The following is a 20,681-nucleotide window of genomic DNA, read 5'->3' as shown; positions in this document are numbered from 1 at the left end:
ACAGCTCGTTGACGTCTCAAGAGCCGCACCGGACCGCCACAGCACCTTCGCTCCGAGCGGCGGACGGACGGCGGGGGCGGTCAGCCCGGCCAGACCACCGCCTGCACTTCGCTGTAGGCGCGCAGGGCGTAGGAGCCCACGTCGCGGCCCACCCCGCTCTGCTTGAAGCCGCCGAAGGGGGCCTCCATGTTGCGGCCGACGGTGTTGACGCCGACGCCTCCGGCGCGCAGACGGCGGGCGACCCGGAAGGCCCTCGCCACGTCCCCCGACCAGACGTAGTCGATCAGGCCGTAGTCGCTGTCGTTGGCGAGCGCGACGCCCTCCTCCTCGTCGTCGAAGGGGACGGCCACGACGACCGGCCCGAAGATCTCCTCGCGGACGATCCGCATGTCGTTGGTGCAGTCGGCGAAGAGGGTGGGGGCGACGTAGAAGCCCCGGTCGAAGGACGGCCGTTCACCGCCCGCGAGCAGACGTGCGCCTTCCTTCCTGCCGAGTTCGACGTACGACTCGACGCGGTCGCGGTGGGCGGCGGAGATGACCGGGCCGACGACGGTCCCGGGGTCCTTCGGATCGCCGATCCTCAGATGCGTGAGGTACGCCCGCAGCCTCTCCAACAAGGGTTCGTACACCGCACGTTGGGCCAGCACCCGGGTGGGGGCGGTGCAGATCTGGCCGCTGTAGAAGGAGAAGGTGGTGCCGATCCCCCGCACCGCCGCGTCGAGGTCCGCGTCCTCGAAGACGAGCGCGGCGCCCTTTCCGCCCAGCTCCATGAGCTGGCGCTTCATGCCGCGTCCGCAGACCTCCGCGATGCGCCGGCCCACCTCGGTGCTGCCGGTGAAGCTGACCATGTCGACGTCGGGGGCCGCCACGGCCGCCTCGCCGACGCCGACCGCCGCGCCGTTGACGACGTTGAGCACCCCGGGCGGCAGGCCCGCCTCGGTGAGGGCCTCCGCCATCGCGAAGACGCTCAGCGGGTCCTGCGGGGCGGGCTTCACCAGCACCGTGTTGCCCGTCGCGAGGGCGGGGGCGATCTTGCCGGCCGGGTTGGCCCAGGGGTTGTTGTAGGAGGTGACGCAGGTGACGACGCCGACCGGGTGGCGGACTTCGACGGCTCCGAAGACGCCCGCCCTCCCCATCGGACCCGCCTCGTTGATCTGCGGCGGGAGCGGTGTCTCGGTCGGCTCCAGCGCGCCCTTCGCGTACCGCCGGAAGCGGGCCTCGCCCACCGCGACCTGCATGCCGCGCGCGGTGCCGGTGGTGGCGCCGGTCTCCGCCCGGGCGAGCCGGGTATAGGCGTCCGCCTCGCGCCGGACGATGTCGGCGGCCCGGTCGAGAACGGCCGCGCGCTCCTCGGGGCGGGTCCTGGACCAGGAGGCGAAGGCCTCGCGGGCGGCGGCGGCGGCCTCGTGCACCTGCTGCTTGCTCGCCTCGGGGGCGAGGCCGACGACCTCCTCGGTGGCGGGGTCGATCACCTCGTAGTGCCCGGCGGCAGGCTCGACCCACTCGCCGCCGATCAACAGCTTCTGCCGGCGCGTCACCTGGTGCTCACCGTCCTCGTGTCGCGGCCGGAGCGCAGGACCGTGCCCGGGACCGCGCCGGTCACCCGGTCGTCGCGGATGGTCTCGACGCCGTTGACGCGGACGCTCACGATGCCCAGCGCCTTGGAGTCCAGGCGGGGGCTGTCGCCCGGCAGGTCGTGTACGAGGGTGGCGGGGCCCGCGTCGACGCGCTCCGGGTCGAAGAGGACCAGGTCGGCGTGGAAGCCCTCCTCGATCCGGCCGCGGTCGCGCAGGCCGAGGAGCCGGGCGGGGTCGTCGGTGAGCATCTTCACGGCCGTTTCGAGGGGCTGGAGCCTGCGGCCGCGCAGGCAGTCGCCGAGGAAGCGAGTCGTGTACGGGGCACCGCACATCCGGTCCAGGTGGGCCCCGGCGTCGGAACCGCCGAGCAGCACGTCCTCGTGGGTCCAGGTCTCACGGCGCAGGGCCCAGGAGGCGGGGTCGTTGTCGGGCGGCATGGGCCACAGGACGGTGCGCAGCTCGTCGTTGGCGCATATCTCGACCAGGCAGGTGAAGGGGTCCTGGCCGCGTTCGGCGGCGATGTCGCGCACGACGCGGCCGCTGACGCCCTCGTTCGCCTCGCTGTACGTGTCGCCGATGACGTACCGGCCGAAGTCGGCGAGGCGGCGGAAGACGCCGGCCTCCCTGGAGTCGGCGCGGCGGAGCATCTCCGTACGGACGACCGGGTCGCGGAGCCTGGCGATCCGCTCGGGGACGGGCAGGGCGAGGACGTCTCCCCAGCCGGGGATGAGGTTGAGGGCGCAGAAGGTGCCGAGCGACATGTTCATGGGCGTGAGGATCGGCATGGTAAGCGCGACGATCCGGCCGCCGGCCTTGCGGGCGCGTTCGCTGGGGACGAGCTGGCGGGGGACGCGTTCGGGGACGGCGGCGTCGACGGTGAGGACGTTCCAGTTCAGGGGGCGTCCGGCGGCGGCGCTCATCTCCACGAGGAGGTCGATCTCCGCGTCGTCGAACTGGTCGAGGCAGCCCGCGACGATGGCTTCGATCTGGGTGCCCTCGTGCTCGCCGACGGCCTTGCTGAGGGCGAGGAGTTCGGCGGGGCGGGCGTGCCGGGAGGCGACGGGCCTGCCGTCGCCGTCGGAGTGGGTGGAGGACTGGGTGGTGGAGAAGCCCCAGGCGCCGGCGTCCATGGCGTCGTGGAGGAGACGGACGAGCTCGGTGAGTTCCTGCTGGGTGGGCTGCCGGCCGGTGACCGCGTCGGGGCCCATGACGTAGCGCCGGAGCGCGCAGTGCCCCACCATGAACCCCGCGTTGACGGCGATCCGCCCTTCGAGGGCGTCGAGGTACTCGCCGAAGGACGACCAGGACCAGTCGACGCCCTCTTCCAGCGCGGCCAGGGCCATCCCCTCGACCTTGGACATCATGCGGCGGGTGTAGTCGGCGTCCTCGGGACGGTCGGGGTGCAGGGGCGCGAGGGTGAAGCCGCAGTTGCCGCCGGCGACGGTGGTGACGCCGTGGTTGAGGGAGGGGGTGGCGTACGGGTCCCAGAAGAGCTGGGCGTCGTAATGGGTGTGCGGGTCGACGAAGCCGGGGGCGAGGACGAGGCCGGTGGCGTCCTCCTCGGTGCGGGACGCTTCGGTGAGGGCGCCGGGGGGTGCGATCGCGGCGATGCGGCCGTCGCGGATGCCGAGGTCGGCGGGGCGGGAGGGGGTGCCGGTGCCGTCGACGAGGGTGGCGTTGCGGATGAGGTGCTCAAGCATGGGATCCTCTCGGTTTTCATTCTCTTCCCGGCCGGCCGCGCGGGCGTGCCTTCCGTGCCCCTTCAGGGGCGCGGGGAACTGCGCGACCAGCCACGACGCATCCGCGGTGAACCGGGGGCAGCCGCGCGGCGAGCGCTTTAGGGAAAGGGGCGGGTCCGGGGCCTCCCCTGCGTGAGCCGGGCGGGGCTGGGTGTCCCGGTACCGGGGCTGAGCTCACGGCCTGGGCGAAGTCGCGTGCCCGGCGCAGGTGCTTGGGCAGGGGGCGGCACCCGGGTGGGCCGGGAGCGGGAGGGACCGCCCCCTTGCCCGCCCGTCCCGCCCCCTTGGGGCGGCCCCGTCGCCCAAGGGGACGAGGGAAGCGGGAAGGGCGGCCCCGTCGCCCAAGGAGGCGGGGCGGCGGGGCAACTGCGACGCCCGAGGGGAGGGGGGTGGCAGGGTGGCTGCGAAGTCCAAGGGGGTGGGGGAAAGGGCGGGCCCGTTGTTCATGGGGGTGAGGGGGGGTGGCCGAGGGGGTGCCGGGGGCAGGGGGGATGGGCCGCCCCCCCCCGGGGGGTCATCCCTGGCGCATCCGGGAGGTCCGGTGCACGGGATCCGTGTCGATCCCCGGAATCACATGCTCCCCGATCAGCCGGATCGTGTTCATCGTGTCCTCCCGCGACACCCCGATCGGCAGCCCGAACGACAGTTGGTCCGCCCCCGCCCGCTCCCACCGCCGGCACTGCTTCAGCACCTCGTCCGGGTCCCCGCAGATCATCAGCTCCTCGGCGATGAGCAGCTCGATGATCTCCTCGCTGTACTCCGGCAGCAGCTCCGGCCACTCCGGAATCCCCTCCGGCCGCGGAAACGTGTCGTGGTAGCGGAACAGCAGCGACTGCAGGTAGTTCAGCCCCCCGTTCACCGCCACCTGCACCGCCTTCTCGTGCGTCTCGGCGCAGATGGCGGTGGACGTGACCATCACGTTGTCGTTGACGAACGCCCCGACCGGCTCCGCGTCCTTGACCGCCGTCTTGTACGACTCGACGACCCACTCCATGTCCGCGACCTTCTGGACGCTGAAGCCGAGCACCCCCAGCCCCTTCTTCCCCGCCATCGCGTACGACGACGGCGACCCGGCCGCGTACCACATCGCCGGGTGCGCCTTCCCGTACGGCTTGGGAAGGATCTTCCGCGGCGGCAGCGACCAGTGCTTGCCCTGGAAGCCCTGGTACTCGTCCTGGAGCCACATCTTGGGGAACTCGGAGATCGTCTCCTCCCAGATCTCCTTGGTGTGGTTCATGTCGGTGATCCCCGGCATGAAGCCCAGGATCTCGTGCGACCCGGCCCCCCGCCCGCTCCCGAACTCGAACCGGCCCCCGCTCAGGTGGTCGAGCATGGCCACCTTCTCCGCGACCTTGACGGGGTGGTTCACCGGCGCGAGCGGGTTGAAGATGCCCGACCCCAGATGGATCCGCTCCGTGGCGTGCGCCAGGTACCCCAGGAACACGTCGTTCGCCGACAGGTGCGAGTACTCCTCCAGGAAGTGGTGCTCGCTCGCCCACGCGTACTTGAACCCCGACTTGTCCGCCTGGATGACGTACTCGGTCTCCTCGATCAGAGCCTTGTGCTCCGCCTCGGGGTCGACCTTGGCACGCGCGGCAGGCACGTAACCCTGCACGAAGAGACCGAACTCCACTGAAGTTCACCGTCCTTGAGGTTTTCTGACGCACCGTCAGTTCTCTGTGCGACCGACTGTTCCACCGCGCCACCGGACCGTCAATACTGACGGGCCATCAGATGGCGGTCAGGCCACGGAGACCCCCGCGAGCCATCCCCCGTCCACCACGAACGGCTGTCCGGTGATGTACGAGGAGTCCTCGGAGGTCAGGAACAGCGCCAGCGCCGCCACCTCCCGCGGGCGGCCGATCCGACCCAGCGGCACCAGCTTCCGGTAGAGCTCGGCCACCCCCGCCGCGGCCCGCACCGGGTCCGCGTCCGGGTCCAGCGACGCCGGATCGGTCATCGGCGTGTCCACCGCCCCGGGGCACACGGCGTTCACCCGGATGCCCTTCGCCGCCAGCTCCAGCGCCGCCACCCGGGTCAGGCCGAGGATCGCGTGCTTCGTGGCGGCGTAGGCGCCGACGTACGCCATTCCCGTCAGCGCGGTGTACGAGGCGGTGTTGACGATGGTGCCGCCGCCCGCCGCCGCGATCTCGGGCGCGACGGTGCGTATGCCGAGGAAGGCGCCGACCTGGTTGACCTGGATGATCTGCTGGAACTCCGCCAGCGGGGTGTTCAGCAGCTCGTTGAAGCGCAGGATGCCGGCGTTGTTGACCAGCCCGTCGATCTTCCCGAAGGTCTCCTTGGCGGCGGCGACGGCCGCCGTCCAGTCCTCCTCACGGCTCACGTCGAGGTGGACGTACAGCGCCGCCTTCTCCCCCAGCTCCGCCGCCAGCGCGGCCCCCTGCTCGTCCAGCACGTCCGCGAGCACGACCTTCGCGCCCTCCGCCGCGAAGAGCCGCGCCTCCTGCTCGCCCTGCCCGCGCGCCGCTCCCGTCACGACGACGACCCGGCCGTCCAGCTTGCCCATGCCCACCACACCCCTACTGGTTGAGGAGCGGTGCCACCTCGGCGGCGAACACCGCCATCTGCTCCGTGAGTTCGTCCACGCCCCGGCTGCGGAAGCGCACCTGGATCTGGTCCACGCCCATCTCCCGGTACGTCCGCAGCGACTCGGCGACGGCGTCCGGTGCGCCGGTCAGCGTCCGCCGCCCGACGTCCCACCCCGGCGCACCGACGTACAGCGGCTCGGCGATGGCCCCGATCTCGATCGGCTCCTCGATCCCCGCCTCGTCGCGCAGGCGCAGCAACTTAGCTATCTGCGAGGGGAGTTCGGCGCGCGGGTCGCCCTGCGGCAGCCAGCCGTCGCCCCGTACCGCGGCCCGGCGCACCGCTGCGGGCGACGACCCGCCCACCCACACCGGGACCCGCTCCCGCGCCGGACGCGGACGCTGCCCGAGGCCGCTGAACGCGTACCGCTCCCCCGCGAACTCCGGGAACTCCTCCGGCCCCAGCGCCGCCCGCAACGCGTCGATCGACTCGTCCAGCACCGCCCCGCGCCCGGCGAAGTCGGCGCCGAGCGCGGCGAACTCCTCCCGCACGTGCCCGGCCCCCACCCCGAGCACCAGCCGGCCCCCGCTGAGGTGGTCCAGGGTGGCGTACTGCTTGGCGGCCGCCAGCGGATGCCGCAGCCCCACCACCGCCACATGGCTCAGCAACTGCACACGCTCGGTGACGGCGGCCAGATAGGAGAGGGTGGCCACCGGGTCGTACCAGACCGTGCCCATCGCGTCGGCCAGCCGGCGCGGAACGGCGACGTGGTCGCAGACCGCGATGTACGCGAATCCGCTGCGGTCGGCGACACGTGCCACCTCGGCGAGCTCGGCCGGTCCGGCCGCCGCCTCCCACCCCTCCGCGTAGATGACGCTCTGCGACTGCACGGGAAGCTGCATCCCGTACGACAGCCGCCCTTCGGGCAGGACCCGGACCATGAGCTGACCCCCTGATCTGACGGACCGTCAACGGCGCGACGACCGCCCCATCGTCATTGCTGACGGGCCGTCAGGCAAGGGGTGGAACGCCGTCGGTTACCTGACGGGCCAGTCGGCCCGTTCGACCGCCACCGGCTCCCGCCGCTCACGTCCGCGCCCGCGTCCCACGCCCGCCTTCTCGGCGGCCGCGTACAGCGACCGCAGCGCGATCAGCATGACCCCGATGTCGTCGAGCAGCACGGGATCGGGCAGCAGATCCACGGGGCTGACGAGATACGCCACGGCCCCCCAGAACAGGACCTTGTTCTCGACCGGAATCCCCGCCTCCGTCAGGAGCTTCCGGGCCTTCACCATCTTGACCAGCAGGATCACGGCGAACACGACCATCGCCGCGACCGCGAGCCCTGCCAGGACCAGCAGGACGACCGTCCCGTCACTCATATGCCCTCCTCGTCGCTCCGCCCGTCGGGCGTCCCCCTCCGTGTACCCGGACGAAGCCGTTCCGCCACGCACCGCACCCGGGTTCCCCCGGGTGCACCGACCACCCACCTTTAAGTGCGTACTTGAGCGCGGCGGCATGGGCCCCGAAGCTGGACGCAGCCCACTCGGGCCCCACTCCACCCCCTCCGCAAGGGAGCTCCGCCATGCCCGCACCCGCCACCGAGACCCCCCTGTCCTCCCTGGCCCCCCTGGTCACGAAGCCCCCGGTGACCGTCCTGGGCCTCGGCCTGATGGGGTACGCCCTGGCCGACGCCCTGCTCACGGCGGGCCACAGGGTGACTGTCTGGAACCGCACCCCCGCCAAGGCGGCCCCGCTCGTCGCACGCGGCGCGCACCTGGCGGGCTCCGTCCGCGAGGCCCTGGAGGCCGGCCCCCTCACGATCTCCTGCGTCCTGGACTACGCCGCCCAGCGCGCCCTGCTGGCCTCCGCCGCCGGGGCCCTCCACGGCCGCACCCTGGTCAGCCTCACCAACGGCACCCCGGCCCAGGCCCGCGAGACGGAGGCGTGGGCGCTGGCCCTGGGGGCGACGTACCTCGACGGCGGCATCATGGCCGTCCCCCACCAGATCGCGACACCGGAGGCCTTCCTCTTCTACAGCGGCGCGCAGGACCCCTTCGACCAGCACCGCGCCACCCTCGCGGTGCTGGGCACCCCGCACCACCTGGGCCCGGACGTGTCCCTGGCCTCCCTCTACGACCTGGCGCTGCTCAGCGCGATGGACATGATGTTCGCGGGCTTCCTCCACGCGACGGCGGTGGCCACCTCCCACCGGGGCACCACCGCGACGGACTTCGCCTCGCACGTGGTCGCCTGGCTGACGAGCATGCTCGGGATGGTCCCGGTGATGGCCGCCGACATCGACTCCCCGGCCCCGCCCGCCTACGCCCAGTCCATGGACCTGGTGGTGGCCGCCGCCCAGAACATGGCCGACGCGGCCCGCGAGGCGGGCGTCCGCCCGGACCACTTCGACCGCACGGTGACGGAGCTCAAGCACCGCATCGCCGCCGGCGAAACGGAGTACACCGCCGCCTCGGCCCTCACCCACCTGCGCCTCCCGGCCCGGGTCTGAGCCGGGCGCCGGACGTCGCAGACGGTGGGCGGTGCGGCGCGGGCGCCGGACCGCCCCGTTGCGCTGCGGGTCGGGTCAGGGGGACGGCGGGGAGGTCTGCGGTTCGGCGGCGCGGCGGTATTCGGCGTTGAGCCGCTGGGCCTCTTCGAGCTGGTCCTCGAGGATCACGATGCGGCAGGCGGCCTCGATGGGGGTGCCCTGGTCGACGAGTTCCCGGGCGCGGGCGGCGATGCGCAGTTGGTAGCGGGAGTAACGGCGGTGGCCGCCCTCGGAGCGGAGCGGGGTGATTAGCCGGGCTTCGCCGATGGCGCGCAGGAAACCCTGCGTGGTGCCGAGGAGTGCGGCGGCCCGGCCCATGGTGTAGGCGGGGTAGTCATCGTCGTCGAGACGGCCGAGCGAATCATCCACTGTCATTGGCACCTCACTGTTGTCATGTACGCCTCTCCGATGGAACGCGTGGAGGGGCCCTGGTGCTCTTCGCACCAGGGCCCCGAAGGAACTGCTACACCATCTGTCGGCCTGAGTACTGCGCCGACCTTCTGTTTCCGCCTACCCGGTCCGTACTGCGCCGGGGCTGCGGGGATCGCGGTTGCTTGACCGGAGACCACCTCACTATCGCGATGTCCTGCGGTACCCGGGCACTCACTCTTTCACCCGGGCGATCCTGATGGCGTCTGGCTCCTCCGTTCTCCCTCTGGGAACAACTTGCCGTACTGCTACTTCGGTACTGCGGGGTACTTCTCACTGCGGGTACTGCTGGTACTGCGGGTGGCGGCCCCTGATCACTGCGGGCCACCCGGTCCGGTCGCCAGTCCCGTCGCCGTCCTGCACATTCCCTGGCTTCGACACTCCGCCACCGGGCCGTTCTGCGTACTGCGGTACTGCGGTACTGCGGAACTTCGGTACTGCTGCCCGCCAGTTCGTGTCTGGCGAGCCCTGCTCGATCTCTCGATCTCGGCTACAAGAAAAACCATAGCCCTGTCGCCGACGAATGTCTACCTTCGCCAGAGCAGATTTTCGGTGGCGTCCGAAGAAGGCAGTCGGCGGTCACGGGTGAGGGCCCTGGCGGGCCGCGCCGCCCCTCACCTGCCCGGCCACAGGCCGTCCGGGGTCAGGCCGAGGAGGTCGATCGCGTTGCCGCGCACGATGCGGTCCACCACGTCCGGAGCCAGGTGGCCCATCTGGTCCTCGCCGACCTCGCGCGACCGCGGCCAGGTGGAGTCCGAGTGCGGGTAGTCCGTCTCGTACAGGACGTTGCCGACGCCGATCGCGTCCAGGTTCCTCAGGCCGAACGCGTCGTCGAAGAAGCAGCCGTAGACGTGTTCGGCGAAGAGCTCGGACGGCGGGCGGTGCACCTTGTCCGCGACTCCGCCCCAGCCCCGGTTCTCCTCCCAGACCACGTCCGCGCGTTCCAGGATGTACGGGATCCAGCCGATCTGGCCCTCCGCGTACATGATCCGCAGGTTCGGGAAGCGTTCGAACTTGCCGCTCATCAGCCAGTCCACCATCGAGAAGCAGCAGTTGGCGAAGGTGATGGTCGAGCCGACGGCGGGGGGCGCGTCCGCCGAGGTCGAGGGCATCCGCGAGGACGAGCCGATGTGCATCGCGACGACGGTGCCCGTCTCGTCGCAGGCCGCGAGGAAGGGGTCCCAGTCGTCCGTGTGGACGGACGGCAGGCCCAGGTGCGGCGGGATCTCCGAGAAGGCGACCGCGCGGACGCCCCGCGCGGCGTTGCGGCGGACCTCGGCGGCGGCGAGTTCCGCGTCCCAGAGCGGGACGAGGGTGAGCGGTATGAGCCGGCCATGGGCCTCGGGGCCGCACCACTCCTCCACCATCCAGTCGTTGTACGCCCGCACGCCCAGCAGCCCCAGTTCGCGGTCGGACGCCTCGGTGAAGGTCTGGCCGCAGAAGCGGGGGAAGGTCGGGAAGCACAGGGCGGACTGGACGTGGTTGACGTCCATGTCGGCCAGCCGGTCGGGGACCGAGAAGGACCCCGGGCGCATCTGCTCGTAGGTGATGACTTCGAGCTTGATCTCGTCCCTGTCGTAGCCGACGGCGGTGTCCAGGCGGGTCAGGGGGCGGCGCAGGTCCTCGTACACCCACCAGTCGCCGATCGGGCCCGCGTCGCCCTTCTCGCCCATCACCGGTGCGAACTTCCCGCCCAGGAAGGTCATCTCCCGCAGGGGGGCGCGCACGATGCGCGGGCCGGTGTCCCGGTACCTGGCCGGGAGGCGGTCCTGCCAGACGCCGGGGGGCTCCACCGTGTGGTCGTCCACCGAGATGATCTTCGGGAAGCCGTCCGTCCCGGCTGTTCCGGCCGTTTCCGTCGTTCCGGCTGTTCCCGCCGTTCCTGTCGTTCCGGCCGTCCCCGTCGTTCGGGCCGTTCCGGTCGTCGCGTCCATGGCGCACGTCTCCCTGCTCGTCACCGCACCTGGCTCCAACGAGCGCCACGGTACCGCCGATCTGACGATCCGTCAGGTGTCCGTGCGCACCGGACGGCCGCGCCCCGCACCGGCATTCCTGAGGTTCCTCTGAGGTTCCCCTGCTGACGCCCTCGGCATGGACAGGGCAAACTGGCCCTGTCGACAAGAGCCGGGACAAGGGCGCCACGGGAAGCAACAGCAGAGGGAGTGCGATGGACGGCATACCGGGCGGCCGCGGCCTGCCGAACGACGACCGCCTCTCCCCCGCCGGCCTGCGCTTCAGCGTCCTGGGACCGGTCCGCGCCTGGCGTGGCGGCGAGCCCGTGCCCGCCGGGTCGCCCCAGCAGCGCGCCCTGCTCACCCTGCTGCTGCTGCGCGAGGGCCGCACCGCGACCGCCGCCGAGCTCATCGACGGCGTGTGGGGCGAGGAGCCGCCCTCCCAGGCGCTGGCCGCGATCCGGACGTACGCCTCCCGCCTGCGCAAGGCACTCGGCGCGGACGTGCTGGTCAGCGTGGCCGGCGGATACGCGATCCGGCCCGTGCCGGGCGCCCTGGACCTGGCGGTGGCGCAGGAGCTGGCCGCCGACGCCGACAAGGCCCGCTCGGCCGGGGACCGGTGCGCGGCGCGCACCCTGCTGGGCGAGGCGCTCGGGCTCTGGGACGGGGAAGCGCTGGCGTCCGTGCCGGGGCCGTACGCGGAGTCGCAGCGGGCCCGGCTGGAGGAGTGGCGGCTCCAGCTCACCGAGACCCGGCTCGACCTGGACCTGGAGGTCGGCTGTCACGCGGAGGCGGTGTCGGAGCTGACCGCGCTGACCGCCGCCCATCCGCTGCGCGAGCGGCTGCGCGAGCTCTTGATGCTGGCGCTGTACCGGTGCGGGCGGCAGGCGGAGGCGCTCGCCGTGTACGCCGACACGCGCCGGCTGCTCGCCGATGAACTCGGGGTCGATCCGCGCCCCGAACTGGCCCGTCTCCAGCAGCGCATCCTGGCCGCCGACGAGGAGCTGGCCCGCCCGGTCGAGGCCCCGGCCGCCGTCGCGCCCGCCCCGCTGCGTCCCGCCCAGCTCCCGGCGGCCGTCGCCGACTTCACCGGCCGGGCCTCCTTCGTACGCGAACTCGGCGAGCGGCTGGCGCAGGCCGAGACGAGCGTGATGGCGGTCTCGGCGATCGCCGGCATCGGCGGCGTCGGCAAGACCACCCTCGCCGTGCACGTCGCGCACGCGGCGCGGCCGCACTTCCCCGACGGGCAGTTGTACGTCGACCTCCAGGGGGCGGGGGCGCGGGCCGCCGAGCCGGAGACGGTCCTCGGCGCGTTCCTGCGCGCGCTCGGCACGGCGGAGACCGCGGTCCCCGACTCGCTGGACGAGCGGGCCGCCCTGTACCGCTCGACCCTGGACGGCCGCCGGGTCCTGGTCCTGCTGGACAACGCGCGCGACGCCTCGCAGGTCAGGCCACTGCTGCCGGGGACGCCGGGGTGCGCGGCACTGATCACCGGCCGCACCCGGATGGTCGACCTCGCGGGCGCGCACCTGGTGGACCTGGACGTCATGTCGCCCGACGAGGCGCTCCAGCTCTTCACCCGGATCGTGGGCGAGGAGCGGGTGACGGCCGAGCGCGAGGCGGCGCTCGACGTGGTCGGCGCGTGCGGGTTCCTGCCGCTCGCGATCCGGATCGCCGCCGCCCGGCTGGCCGCGCGCCGCACCTGGACGGTCTCGGTCCTCGCCGCGAAGCTGGCGGACGAGCGGCGCAGACTGGACGAGTTGCAGGCGGGCGACCTGGCGGTGAAGGCCACCTTCGAGCTGGGGTACGGCCAGTTGGAGCCCGCCCAGGCCCGCGCCTTCCGCCTGCTGGGCCTGGCCGACGGCCCCGACATCTCGCTGGCCGCGGCGGCGGCCGTGCTGGACCTGCCGCTGTACGACACCGAGGACCTGCTGGAGTCCCTGGTCGACACCTCGCTGCTGGAGTCGGCCTCGCCGGGCCGCTACCGCTTCCACGACCTCGTCCGGCTCTACGCGCGTGCGTGCGCGGAGCGGGACGAGCAGCCGCCCACGGAACGGGCGGCGGCGCTGTCGCGGCTGCTGGACTTCTACCTGGCGACGGCGGCGGGGGTGTACGCGATCGAGCGGCCGGGGGACCGGCTGGTCGAGCACCTGGAGCACACCCGGCACCCGGGCCTGGTCTTCGCCGACCGGACCGGCGCCCAGGACTGGCTGTACACCGAGGCGCCCTCGCTGCTGGCCTGCATCCGGCAGTCCGCCCGGGACACGACCCTGCGGCGGGCGATCGACCTGCTGTGGACCGCCGTGGACCTGGCGGAGTCGGGCACCAACTCCCGGGAGTACGAGGCCACGGCGGCGGACCTGCTGGCGGCCGCCGTACGGTGCGCGGACCGCAGGGCGGAGGCCCGGGCCCGGGTCGCGCTGAGCAACGCGCACCTGATCGCCGGACGGTTCGACCGGGCGGACCGCGAGGCGGCACAGGTCGTCGCGGCCCCCGCCGGACCGGCCCAGGACCTGCTGCCCGTGTGCTGGGCCGACAACATCCGGGGCGTCATCGCGCTCTACCAGAACCGGCACGCGGAGGGCCGGGAGCTCCTGACCCGGGCCATCGCCCACTTCCGCACCTGCCAGGACCTCCCCGGCGAGGCCAGTGCCCTGTGCAACCTCTCCCGCATCCACCTGGCGACCGGGGACACCGCGGAGGCCATCGCGCTCGCCCGGCGGGGCACCGAGATCTACGACGCCATGGGCAACTCGCTGCGCGGCGCCAACGGGCGGTACGCGCTGGGGCTCGCCCTGACCCGGAGCGGGCAGTTGTCCGCCGCCCGGGACCGCCTCTCGGAGGCCCTGGACACCTTCCGGCAGAACCGGCAGCGGATCTGGGAGGGGCTGACGCTGTGCCGCATCGCCGAGGCCGACCTCGCCGCGGGCCGGCCCACGGAGGCGGCCGCGGGCGCGGAGGCGGCGCTGTCCGTGCTGCACGACATCGGCGGGCGGTGGCGCCGGGCCATGGCGCTCACCGTGCTCGGGCAGGCCCTCATCGGCCTCGGCCAGCCCGGCCGGGCACAGGCCTGCTGGCAGGAGGCGCTCGTCCACTACGAGGACCTGGGCTCGCCGGAGGCGTCCGACCTGCGCGTCCGGATGGCGTCGGTGGCGGCCGGATAGCCCTCGGCCCGGGCGTTCATCGTTCGTTTATCGCCGCCCGGCACTCTTCTGGTGTCGGAGCCGTCGCGTCGGGGGGCAGGCGGAACCGACATCGGCGGCCCCGTCCGGGGCGCGCCCGCCGAACGCCCGCCCGACTGTCGCACGGGGGAACAGTGGGGCGGGCTCCTCGGCCCCTGCCGCAGAACGAGACTTCAGGAGTTGATCAGTATGGGCGAGCAGAAGAAGACCGACCAGGACCTCCGGCCCACGGACGTGCACGCCAACGGCGAGCAGGTCGCCCCCAAGGACGTGCACGCCAACGGCGGCGCCGGCACGGAGGACGTGCACGCCAACGGCGAGCCCGCGAAGTAGACCTTCCTGCACGGGGATCGGCCGCGGCGGCGCGGAGGGGGAGCCGCCGCGGCCGCACGCCGTTCGGGGCCGGTTGCCCCACGCGTCGTATCCGCAGGTCGAACGGGTATTCAGGCGGAGGCAACCCATACCCCCCATTTCGCCCTCCTCCCGTACGAGACCTCCTCGGAAGGACCGGAATGACCGCCCAGCGCAACCCCTCGTCCCACCCGGACCGCACGGAGGCCCTCCTCCCCCGCCCGGACCGCACCACGGCCTCGCTGCGCGCGGCGGTGGCCCGGCTGGCCCCCGCGCAGCTCCCGGAGATGGAGCGGCAGATGGAGGAGGCCCTCTCGCTGGCCGCCCGCACGGGTTCGCTGGCTCCGCTCACGGCGTTCCTGGAGAGCTGGTCGGTGGCGACGGAGATCGCCCGCGTCCCGGCAGCGGCCGAGCGCCTGCGCACGGCGGAGTGCACGGCCCGGACGGCGGCCCCCGGCTCACCGCAGTGGCGTGCGGCGATGGAGGAGATCGGGGCGGTGCAGGGCGAGGCGCGCCGGGCGCTGGCACAGGACTGAGGGCGCGGCCGGGCCCGCGGGTCAGCGTCCCGCGCGTCCCCGCAGCTCCCCCTTCAGCACCTTCCCGCTCGCGTTCCTGGGCAGTTCCGGCACGAACTCGACCTCTCTGGGGACCTTGTAGTTGGCCATTTCGCGGCGGGCCCAGGCGATCACGTCGTCGCCCGTCAGGGAGGTGCGCGGGCGGCGGACCACGTACGCCCTGCCGACCTCGCCCAGCCGGGGGTCCGGGACGCCGATGACGGCGACGTCGGCGATCCCCGGATGCAGGCCGAGCACCCGTTCGATCTCGGCGGGGTAGGCGTTGAAGCCGCCGACGATGAACATGTCCTTGATCCGGTCGGTGATCCGGAGGTTGCCCGCCGCGTCCAGCACGCCCACGTCTCCGGTGCGCAGCCAGCCGTCCGGGGTGAGGGCGGCGGCCGTGGCGTCGGGGTCCTCGAAGTAGCCGCGCATCACGTTGAAGCCCCGGACCAGGACCTCCCCCGGGGCGCCGGGCGCCGCGTCCACCCGTACCTCCGTGCCCGGTATCGCCCGTCCCGAGGTGGCGGCGACGGTGTCCGGGGCGTCGTCCCGCCGGCACATCGAGACGATGCCGGACGCCTCCGAGAGGCCGTAGGCGGTGAGGACGGTCGCGATGTGCAGCTCGGAGCGGAGGCGTTCGACGAGCCGGAGGGGCACGACGGCGGCTCCCGTCACCACCAGCCGCAGGGCGGTGAGGTCGTGGGCGCCGCGGGCCGGGTGGTCCAGGAGGGACTGGTGGAGGGTCGGGGGGCCGGGCAGGACGGAGATGCGTTCGGCGGCGATGTTGGCGAGAACGGTGTCCACGTTGAAGACGGGCTGCGGGACCATCGTGGCGCCGCGGGTGAGGCAGGCGATGATGCCCGCCTTGTAGCCGAAGGTGTGGAAGAAGGGGTTGACGATCAGGTACCGGTCGCCTTCGCGCAGGCCCGCGAGGTCGGCCCAGATGTCGTAGGCGCGCAGGGTCTGGGCGTGGGTGATGACCGCGCCCTTGGGGCGGCCCGTGGTGCCGGAGGTGTAGACGATGTCGGAGGGGTCGCGGTCCTGGATCTCCGCCGCCCGCGCCCGTACCGTCTCCCCGCTCACCTCTTCGCCCGCCGCGAGGAAGTCCTTCCAGGTCAGGAAGGTGGCGGGGGCGGCGTCGTCGGACAGGACGACCACGTCGGCCAGGTGCGGGAGGCCGGGCAGGGGGCCGTCGCCGGGGCCCTCGGACGTCGCGCGCCGCAGGGAGGCGACGTAGGAGGTGCCGAGGAAGGTGCCCGTGACGAACAGCAGCCTGGCGCGGGACCGGGCGAGGACCTGGGCCGCCTCGGCGCCCTTGAACCGGGTGTTGAGGGGGACGAGGACCGCGCCCGCCGTGACCGCGCCGAGGGCGGAGACGATCCAGTCGAGGGTGTTCGGGGCCCAGACCGCCACCCGGTCGCCGCGCCGCACGCCCCGGGCGAGGCAGGCGGCGGCGGCGCGCTCGACGCGCTCCCCCAGTCCGGCGTACGTGACGCGGGTGCGGCCCTCGACGACGGCCTCCCGCGCGCCGTACCGCCCGGCGGCGTGCCGGACGAGTTCGGGGACGGTGGCCCACCGGGCGCGTCCCGGGGCGCCGGTCACGTGGTCCTGTGCGTCGAACTGCATCGCGAGCCCTCCCACACCACTAGCTGACTATCCGTCAGATTAGCTGTAGCCTGACGCGCTGTCAGCAGTCGGTCGACGGCCGGGACGAGCGCGGAGAGGCTGTGGAGCATGCCGGGACTCAAGGACGCGACGGCGATAGTCGGCATCGGGCAGACCGAGTTCGCCAAACAACTCCCGCAGAGCGAAAAGGAGTTGGCCTGCCGTGCCATTCTCGCCGCGCTCCACGACGCGGGGATCGACCCCGCCGAGGTCGACGGGTTCGCCTCGTACACGATGGAGGAGACGGACGAGGTCGAGGTCGCGAAGGCCGTCGGGACCGGGGATCTGACCTTCTTCTCCAAGGTGGGCTTCGGCGGCGGCGGCTCCTGCGCGACCGTCGGGCACCTCGCGGCCGCGATCGCGACGGGGCAGGCGAGCGTGGGGGTGGCCTGGCGGTCCCGGAAGCGGGGCAGCGGGCCCCGCCCGTGGAAGAACACCACCGTCCAGCTCCCCACCCCCGCCCAGTGGACCCGCCCCTTCGGCCTGCTGCGGCCCGCCGACGAGATCGGCATGCTGGCCCGCCGCTACTGCCACGAGTACGGGGCCACTCGCGACCACTTCTTCAACGTCGCCCTCGCCTGCCGCAACCGGGCGAACCAGAACCCGGCGGCGATGATGTACGAGCGCCCCCTCACCCGGGACATGTACATGAACGCCCGCTGGATCAGCGAGCCGCTGTGCCTCTTCGACAACTGCCTGGAGACGGACGGGGCGTTGGCGTGCGTGATCGTCGGCGCCGAACGGGCCCGCGACTGCCGCCGGAAGCCCGTGTACGTCCACTCCGCCGCCCAGGGGCTGCCCGCCCAGCACCACGGCATGGTCAACTACTGGAACGACGACCCGCTGACCGGGCCCGCCTGGACCGCCGCCCGGCACCTGTGGAAGCAGGCCGACTTCGGGCCGCAGGACGTGGACGTGGCGCAGATCTACGACGCGTTCACGCCGCTCATCCCGCTCTCGCTGGAGGGCTACGGCTTCTGCGGGCGCGGCGAGGGGGCCGCCTTCACCGAGGGCGGGGCGCTGGAGATCGGGGGTCGGCTGCCGGTCAACACCGGCGGCGGCGGGCTCTCCGAGGCCTACGTCCACGGCTTCAACCTCATCACCGAGGGCGTGAAGCAGCTCCGCGGCACCTCCACCGCCCAGGTCCCGAACGCCGCCACCTGCCTGGTCACGGCGGGCGAGGGCGTACCGACGTCCGCACTGCTGCTGAGGAGCTGAGCACACCACCATGAGCGACGACCCGCGCTCCCCCGCCGACTCCCGCCCCTCCACCGGCTCCCGCCCCCCGACCGGCTCCCGCCCCCCTACCGGCTCCCGCTCCTCCGCCGACTCCCGCTCCCCTGCCGCCGAGGGCCTCCTGTCGCCCGTCGCCGACGCCGACGGCGCGCCCTTCTGGGAGTACGCCGCCCGCGGCGAGCTCCGCGTCCAGGGCTGCTCCGACTGCGGCGAACTCCGCTTTCCGCCCCGCCCGTGCTGCCCGCACTGCCACTCCTTCGCCTCCGCGTGGCGGCCGATGAGCGGCCGGGGCACGATCTGGTCGTACGTCGTCCCGCACCCGCCCCTGCTTCCCGCGTACGCGGCGCGGGCCCCGTACAACGCGGTGCTCGTGGAGCTGGCGGACGCCCCCCGCATCCGGCTCGTCGGCAATGTCGTCGCCTCCCCCGACGCGGCACTCGACTCGGTCGATCCGGGGCGGCTGCGGATCGGGGCCCGGGTGCGGGTGGCCTTCGGGAGGCTGCCGGACGGCACGGCGGTCCCGCGCTGGCTGCTGGAGCGGCCGTGACGACGGTACGGGTGGCACGCGACAAGGACACCGGGGTCGCCGTCGTCACCCTGGACCGCGAGGCGAAGCTGAACGCCGTCGACCTGGCCACCGCCGCCGAACTCGCAGCCCTCTGGCGGGAGTTCCGCCACGACGACACCGTACGGGCGGCCGTCCTGACCGGGGCGGGCCCCAGGGCCTTCTGCACCGGCTTCGACCGCACGGCCGTCGTGCCGCAGCCCTCCTCCCCGTACTCGGTGGACGACCCCCTCCTCGCCATCGGCCCCAAGGCCAACGACCTCTGGAAGCCGGTGATTGCGGCGGTGCGCGGGATGGCCTGCGGCGGGGCGTTCTACCTGCTGGGCGAGTCGGAGTTCGTGGTGGCGGGCGAGAGCGCGACCTTCTTCGACCCGCACACGACGTACGGCATGGTCAGCGCGTACGAGACGGCGCTGCTCGCCCAGCGGATGCCGTACGGCGAAGTGGCCCGGACGGCCCTGATGGGCACGGCGGAGCGGATGTCGGCGCGGCGCGCGTACGAGGTGGGACTCGTCTCCGAACTTACGGCGGACGGCGAGGAGTTGACGGCGGCGCTGCGGTCGGCCGAGGTGATCGCGGGGCATCCGACGGAGGCCGTGCAGGGGACAGTCCGCGCGGTGTGGGCGGCCAAGGAGGCGGCGTTGGCGCCGGCGTACGCGCAGGCGCCGCACCTGATCGCCCTCGGCAGCCTGCCGCCGCGGCGGCAGGCGGAGCTGTTCGCGCGGCGGGGCACGGGGTTCCGGATCCGTTGAGGGGCCCGCCGGGGGGCCCGGCCGTGCGGACGGCCGGGCCCCTCGGGACACGGGCGGGACTCAGGAGCCGGCGGGGCCCAGGAGCAGGCGGGACTCAGGAGCTGGTGCGGGTGGCGTACTTGACCTCGCAGCGGCCCGAGAGCGTCTCGGTCGAGCGCTTCACGTACACCGTGGAGACGTCGACGGAGCGGGACTGGCCCGGGGCGACGGCGATGATGCTGGTGGAGCGGGAGCCGATGGTGGAGCCGTTGTTCGTGAAGCGCACCGTGAAGCTGTAGTTGTAGGTGCTCGACGAGCTGCTGTTCGTGGCGGTGATGGTGGCGAGCATGCCGCGCGACGGGTCGTACTTGCAGTCCGCGATGCGCAGGTCGCGGTTGGCCGCGTTGCCGCCGCCGCTCACGCCGGGCACGGAACCGCCCGAGCCGGAGGAGCTGGAGCTGTCCGAGCCGCCCGTGGTGGAGGAGCTGGAGCCGCCGCTGGAGGAGCTGGAGCTGCTGCCGTCGTAGCCGCCCGTGGAGGCCTGGTAGTCGCCGCTCGAGGAGCTGGAGCTGCTGCTGGAGTCGCTGCCCCCGCTGCTGGAACTGCTGGAGCTGCTGGAACCGCTCGAACCGCCGCTGCAGCTCCCGCCGTGGGAGCCCCGGGCTCCGGTGAGTGCGACGACGGCGATGCCGAAAACGGCCACTGCGCGGACATGGCGGAGCTTCATGCTTCCAACCCCCGTTGATGTGAAGCGAGATGGGACGAAATGGGCGTTCACGCCCCGGGTGGCACTGGCAGGAGCCACCCCGATGTAAAGAAAACATAAGGGCGAGTGCATGACACCCTAACAGCGCTCGTCGCGTGGCGGGTGCCGGTCCTCGGGCGTAGCGTCAAAGCTCCGCGAACCCTCACAGAACCCCGACATCGCTCGACATCTCTCGACCCCGAGGAGCCCGAGATGGTCAGGAACGCCCTCGGCGCGGTACTCGCTGTCGCCGGTGCGACGGCCGCCGTGTGGAGCCCTTTCCGGGCCTGGAACGACGGTCGGCGCGGCCGTGACTACCGCGTCGAAGACCTCTTCAACGGGATCACAGACGTCTCGGCTGAGCCGATCGGTTCCCTGCTGCTGCCGTTCCTTTTCGCGGCGCTGCTCGTGCTGGTCGCGGTGTTCCTGTGGACGCGTCCGCTGCGGTCCCGCCCGCTGCTGGTGCTGGCGGGGCTGATCACGCTGGGCTGCACCGTGCTGTGGCTGGTGCGGCAGGGGCAGGCGGCGGGCGGCATCGCGGTGAACGCGGACGGGACGGGGCTGGGGATGGGAGTGGCGAGCGCGGCGGGGGGCGGGGTGCTGATGCTGCTGGCCGCCGCGGTGATGAACGGACGCCGGCGGGCGCGTCCGCTCCTGCCCGGGCGCCCTCGGGCGCGCCGCGGGTGGCGGGGCGCGGACCCCGCGGACGCGCCGGACCAGGGGGCGACGTACACCCGGCCGGCGCCGACGGCGGACGAGCTCCGTCAGGGCCGGGGGTGACCGCACGGACGGCCTCGGCGCAGCCGCGCGGCGGGCGGCGCGGCGAGCGCTTCCCGCGCGGGCGCGGGGCCGGG

At 73.1% G+C, this 20,681-nt stretch carries 19 protein-coding genes; 9 read left to right on the top strand and 10 right to left on the bottom strand.

Features of this window, described 5'->3' with window-relative positions; translation table 11 throughout:
- Positions 1 to 80 precede the first annotated feature (80 nt).
- The 6 genes from ACZ56L_RS08355 to ACZ56L_RS08330 form a co-directional block, all read right to left on the bottom strand.
- Positions 81 to 1,538 (bottom strand): aldehyde dehydrogenase family protein, encoded by a 1,458-nt coding sequence (locus ACZ56L_RS08355; RefSeq protein WP_345221884.1) that lies wholly within the window; start codon positions 1,536 to 1,538, stop codon positions 81 to 83.
- Positions 1,535 to 3,277, bottom strand: coding sequence for an N-acyl-D-amino-acid deacylase family protein (locus tag ACZ56L_RS08350; protein WP_471062594.1), 1,743 nt, complete (start codon positions 3,275 to 3,277; stop codon positions 1,535 to 1,537). The genes ACZ56L_RS08355 and ACZ56L_RS08350 overlap by 4 nt, the downstream gene beginning before the upstream one ends.
- Before the next feature lie 553 nt (positions 3,278 to 3,830).
- A complete protein-coding gene (locus tag ACZ56L_RS08345) occupies positions 3,831 to 4,949 on the bottom strand; it encodes an LLM class flavin-dependent oxidoreductase (RefSeq protein WP_345221880.1) in 1,119 nt (372 codons plus the stop codon).
- Positions 4,950 to 5,057: 108 nt separating this feature from the next.
- On the bottom strand, positions 5,058 to 5,843 hold the full coding sequence (locus ACZ56L_RS08340) for an SDR family NAD(P)-dependent oxidoreductase (RefSeq protein ID WP_471062590.1): 786 nt from the start codon (positions 5,841 to 5,843) through the stop codon (positions 5,058 to 5,060).
- A gap of 13 nt (positions 5,844 to 5,856) precedes the next feature.
- Positions 5,857 to 6,804 carry an LLM class F420-dependent oxidoreductase gene (locus tag ACZ56L_RS08335; protein ID WP_471062588.1) on the bottom strand — a complete coding sequence of 316 codons (948 nt, stop codon included), beginning with the start codon at positions 6,802 to 6,804 and terminating at the stop codon, positions 5,857 to 5,859.
- A gap of 96 nt (positions 6,805 to 6,900) precedes the next feature.
- A complete protein-coding gene (locus ACZ56L_RS08330) occupies positions 6,901 to 7,245 on the bottom strand; it encodes a YkvA family protein (RefSeq protein ID WP_471062586.1) in 345 nt (114 codons plus the stop codon).
- Between the two features lie 203 nt (positions 7,246 to 7,448).
- Here ACZ56L_RS08330 and ACZ56L_RS08325 point away from each other — a divergent pair, with 203 nt between their 5' ends.
- Complete coding sequence (locus ACZ56L_RS08325; RefSeq protein ID WP_471062584.1) at positions 7,449 to 8,375, top strand: NAD(P)-dependent oxidoreductase; 927 nt, start codon at positions 7,449 to 7,451, stop codon at positions 8,373 to 8,375.
- Positions 8,376 to 8,450: 75 nt separating this feature from the next.
- Here the strand turns inward: ACZ56L_RS08325 and ACZ56L_RS08320 are convergent, their stop codons facing one another.
- Positions 8,451 to 8,789, bottom strand: coding sequence for a MerR family transcriptional regulator (locus tag ACZ56L_RS08320; protein WP_345221871.1), 339 nt, complete (start codon positions 8,787 to 8,789; stop codon positions 8,451 to 8,453).
- Between the two features lie 668 nt (positions 8,790 to 9,457).
- Positions 9,458 to 10,777 carry an amidohydrolase family protein gene (locus tag ACZ56L_RS08315; RefSeq protein WP_471062582.1) on the bottom strand — a complete coding sequence of 440 codons (1,320 nt, stop codon included), beginning with the start codon at positions 10,775 to 10,777 and terminating at the stop codon, positions 9,458 to 9,460.
- On the opposite strand from ACZ56L_RS08315, the gene ACZ56L_RS08310 reads away from it, so the two are divergent.
- The 4 genes from ACZ56L_RS08310 to ACZ56L_RS08295 all read left to right on the top strand — a co-directional run bounded on the left by ACZ56L_RS08310 (position 10,776) and on the right by ACZ56L_RS08295 (position 14,864).
- The gene (locus ACZ56L_RS08310) at positions 10,776 to 10,910 is read left to right on the top strand and encodes a hypothetical protein (protein WP_471062580.1); all 135 of its coding nucleotides are present in this window, start codon (positions 10,776 to 10,778) and stop codon (positions 10,908 to 10,910) included. The two genes, ACZ56L_RS08315 and ACZ56L_RS08310, sit on opposite strands and share 2 nt — an antisense overlap.
- A gap of 100 nt (positions 10,911 to 11,010) precedes the next feature.
- A complete protein-coding gene (gene afsR / locus ACZ56L_RS08305; RefSeq protein ID WP_471062578.1) occupies positions 11,011 to 13,959 on the top strand; it encodes an SARP-family global regulator AfsR in 2,949 nt (982 codons plus the stop codon).
- Between the two features lie 207 nt (positions 13,960 to 14,166).
- A complete protein-coding gene (locus ACZ56L_RS08300; protein WP_468686924.1) occupies positions 14,167 to 14,310 on the top strand; it encodes a hypothetical protein in 144 nt (47 codons plus the stop codon).
- Positions 14,311 to 14,489: 179 nt separating this feature from the next.
- Positions 14,490 to 14,864: a DUF6247 family protein gene (locus tag ACZ56L_RS08295; RefSeq protein WP_468686922.1), complete on the top strand. Its 375-nt coding sequence runs from the start codon at positions 14,490 to 14,492 to the stop codon at positions 14,862 to 14,864.
- Positions 14,865 to 14,885: 21 nt separating this feature from the next.
- Here ACZ56L_RS08295 and ACZ56L_RS08290 read toward each other — a convergent pair whose 3' ends face one another.
- Positions 14,886 to 16,511 (bottom strand): FadD3 family acyl-CoA ligase, encoded by a 1,626-nt coding sequence (locus tag ACZ56L_RS08290; protein ID WP_471062575.1) that lies wholly within the window; start codon positions 16,509 to 16,511, stop codon positions 14,886 to 14,888.
- Between the two features lie 108 nt (positions 16,512 to 16,619).
- Between ACZ56L_RS08290 and ACZ56L_RS08285 the strand changes: the two genes are divergently transcribed.
- The 3 genes from ACZ56L_RS08285 to ACZ56L_RS08275 all read left to right on the top strand — a co-directional run bounded on the left by ACZ56L_RS08285 (position 16,620) and on the right by ACZ56L_RS08275 (position 19,103).
- Positions 16,620 to 17,768: a lipid-transfer protein gene (locus ACZ56L_RS08285; protein WP_345221856.1), complete on the top strand. Its 1,149-nt coding sequence runs from the start codon at positions 16,620 to 16,622 to the stop codon at positions 17,766 to 17,768.
- Between the two features lie 139 nt (positions 17,769 to 17,907).
- Complete coding sequence (locus ACZ56L_RS08280) at positions 17,908 to 18,333, top strand: Zn-ribbon domain-containing OB-fold protein (RefSeq protein WP_471062823.1); 426 nt, start codon at positions 17,908 to 17,910, stop codon at positions 18,331 to 18,333.
- Positions 18,330 to 19,103 (top strand): enoyl-CoA hydratase/isomerase family protein, encoded by a 774-nt coding sequence (locus ACZ56L_RS08275; protein ID WP_471062572.1) that lies wholly within the window; start codon positions 18,330 to 18,332, stop codon positions 19,101 to 19,103. Before ACZ56L_RS08280 ends, ACZ56L_RS08275 begins: the two co-directional genes overlap by 4 nt.
- 94 nt (positions 19,104 to 19,197) lie before the next feature.
- On the opposite strand, the gene ACZ56L_RS08270 is transcribed toward ACZ56L_RS08275, so the two are convergent.
- On the bottom strand, positions 19,198 to 19,809 hold the full coding sequence (locus ACZ56L_RS08270) for a hypothetical protein (protein ID WP_345221850.1): 612 nt from the start codon (positions 19,807 to 19,809) through the stop codon (positions 19,198 to 19,200).
- A 231-nt stretch (positions 19,810 to 20,040) separates the two neighbouring features.
- Between ACZ56L_RS08270 and ACZ56L_RS08265 the strand changes: the two genes are divergently transcribed.
- Positions 20,041 to 20,607 carry a hypothetical protein gene (locus tag ACZ56L_RS08265; RefSeq protein WP_471062570.1) on the top strand — a complete coding sequence of 189 codons (567 nt, stop codon included), beginning with the start codon at positions 20,041 to 20,043 and terminating at the stop codon, positions 20,605 to 20,607.
- Positions 20,608 to 20,681: the final 74 nt, after the last annotated feature.

The organism is Streptomyces sp. NPDC039736 (assembly GCF_055596485.1).
The sequence above is the reverse complement of the archived record's forward strand: the minus strand, read 5'-3'. Positions and strand labels throughout refer to the sequence as shown.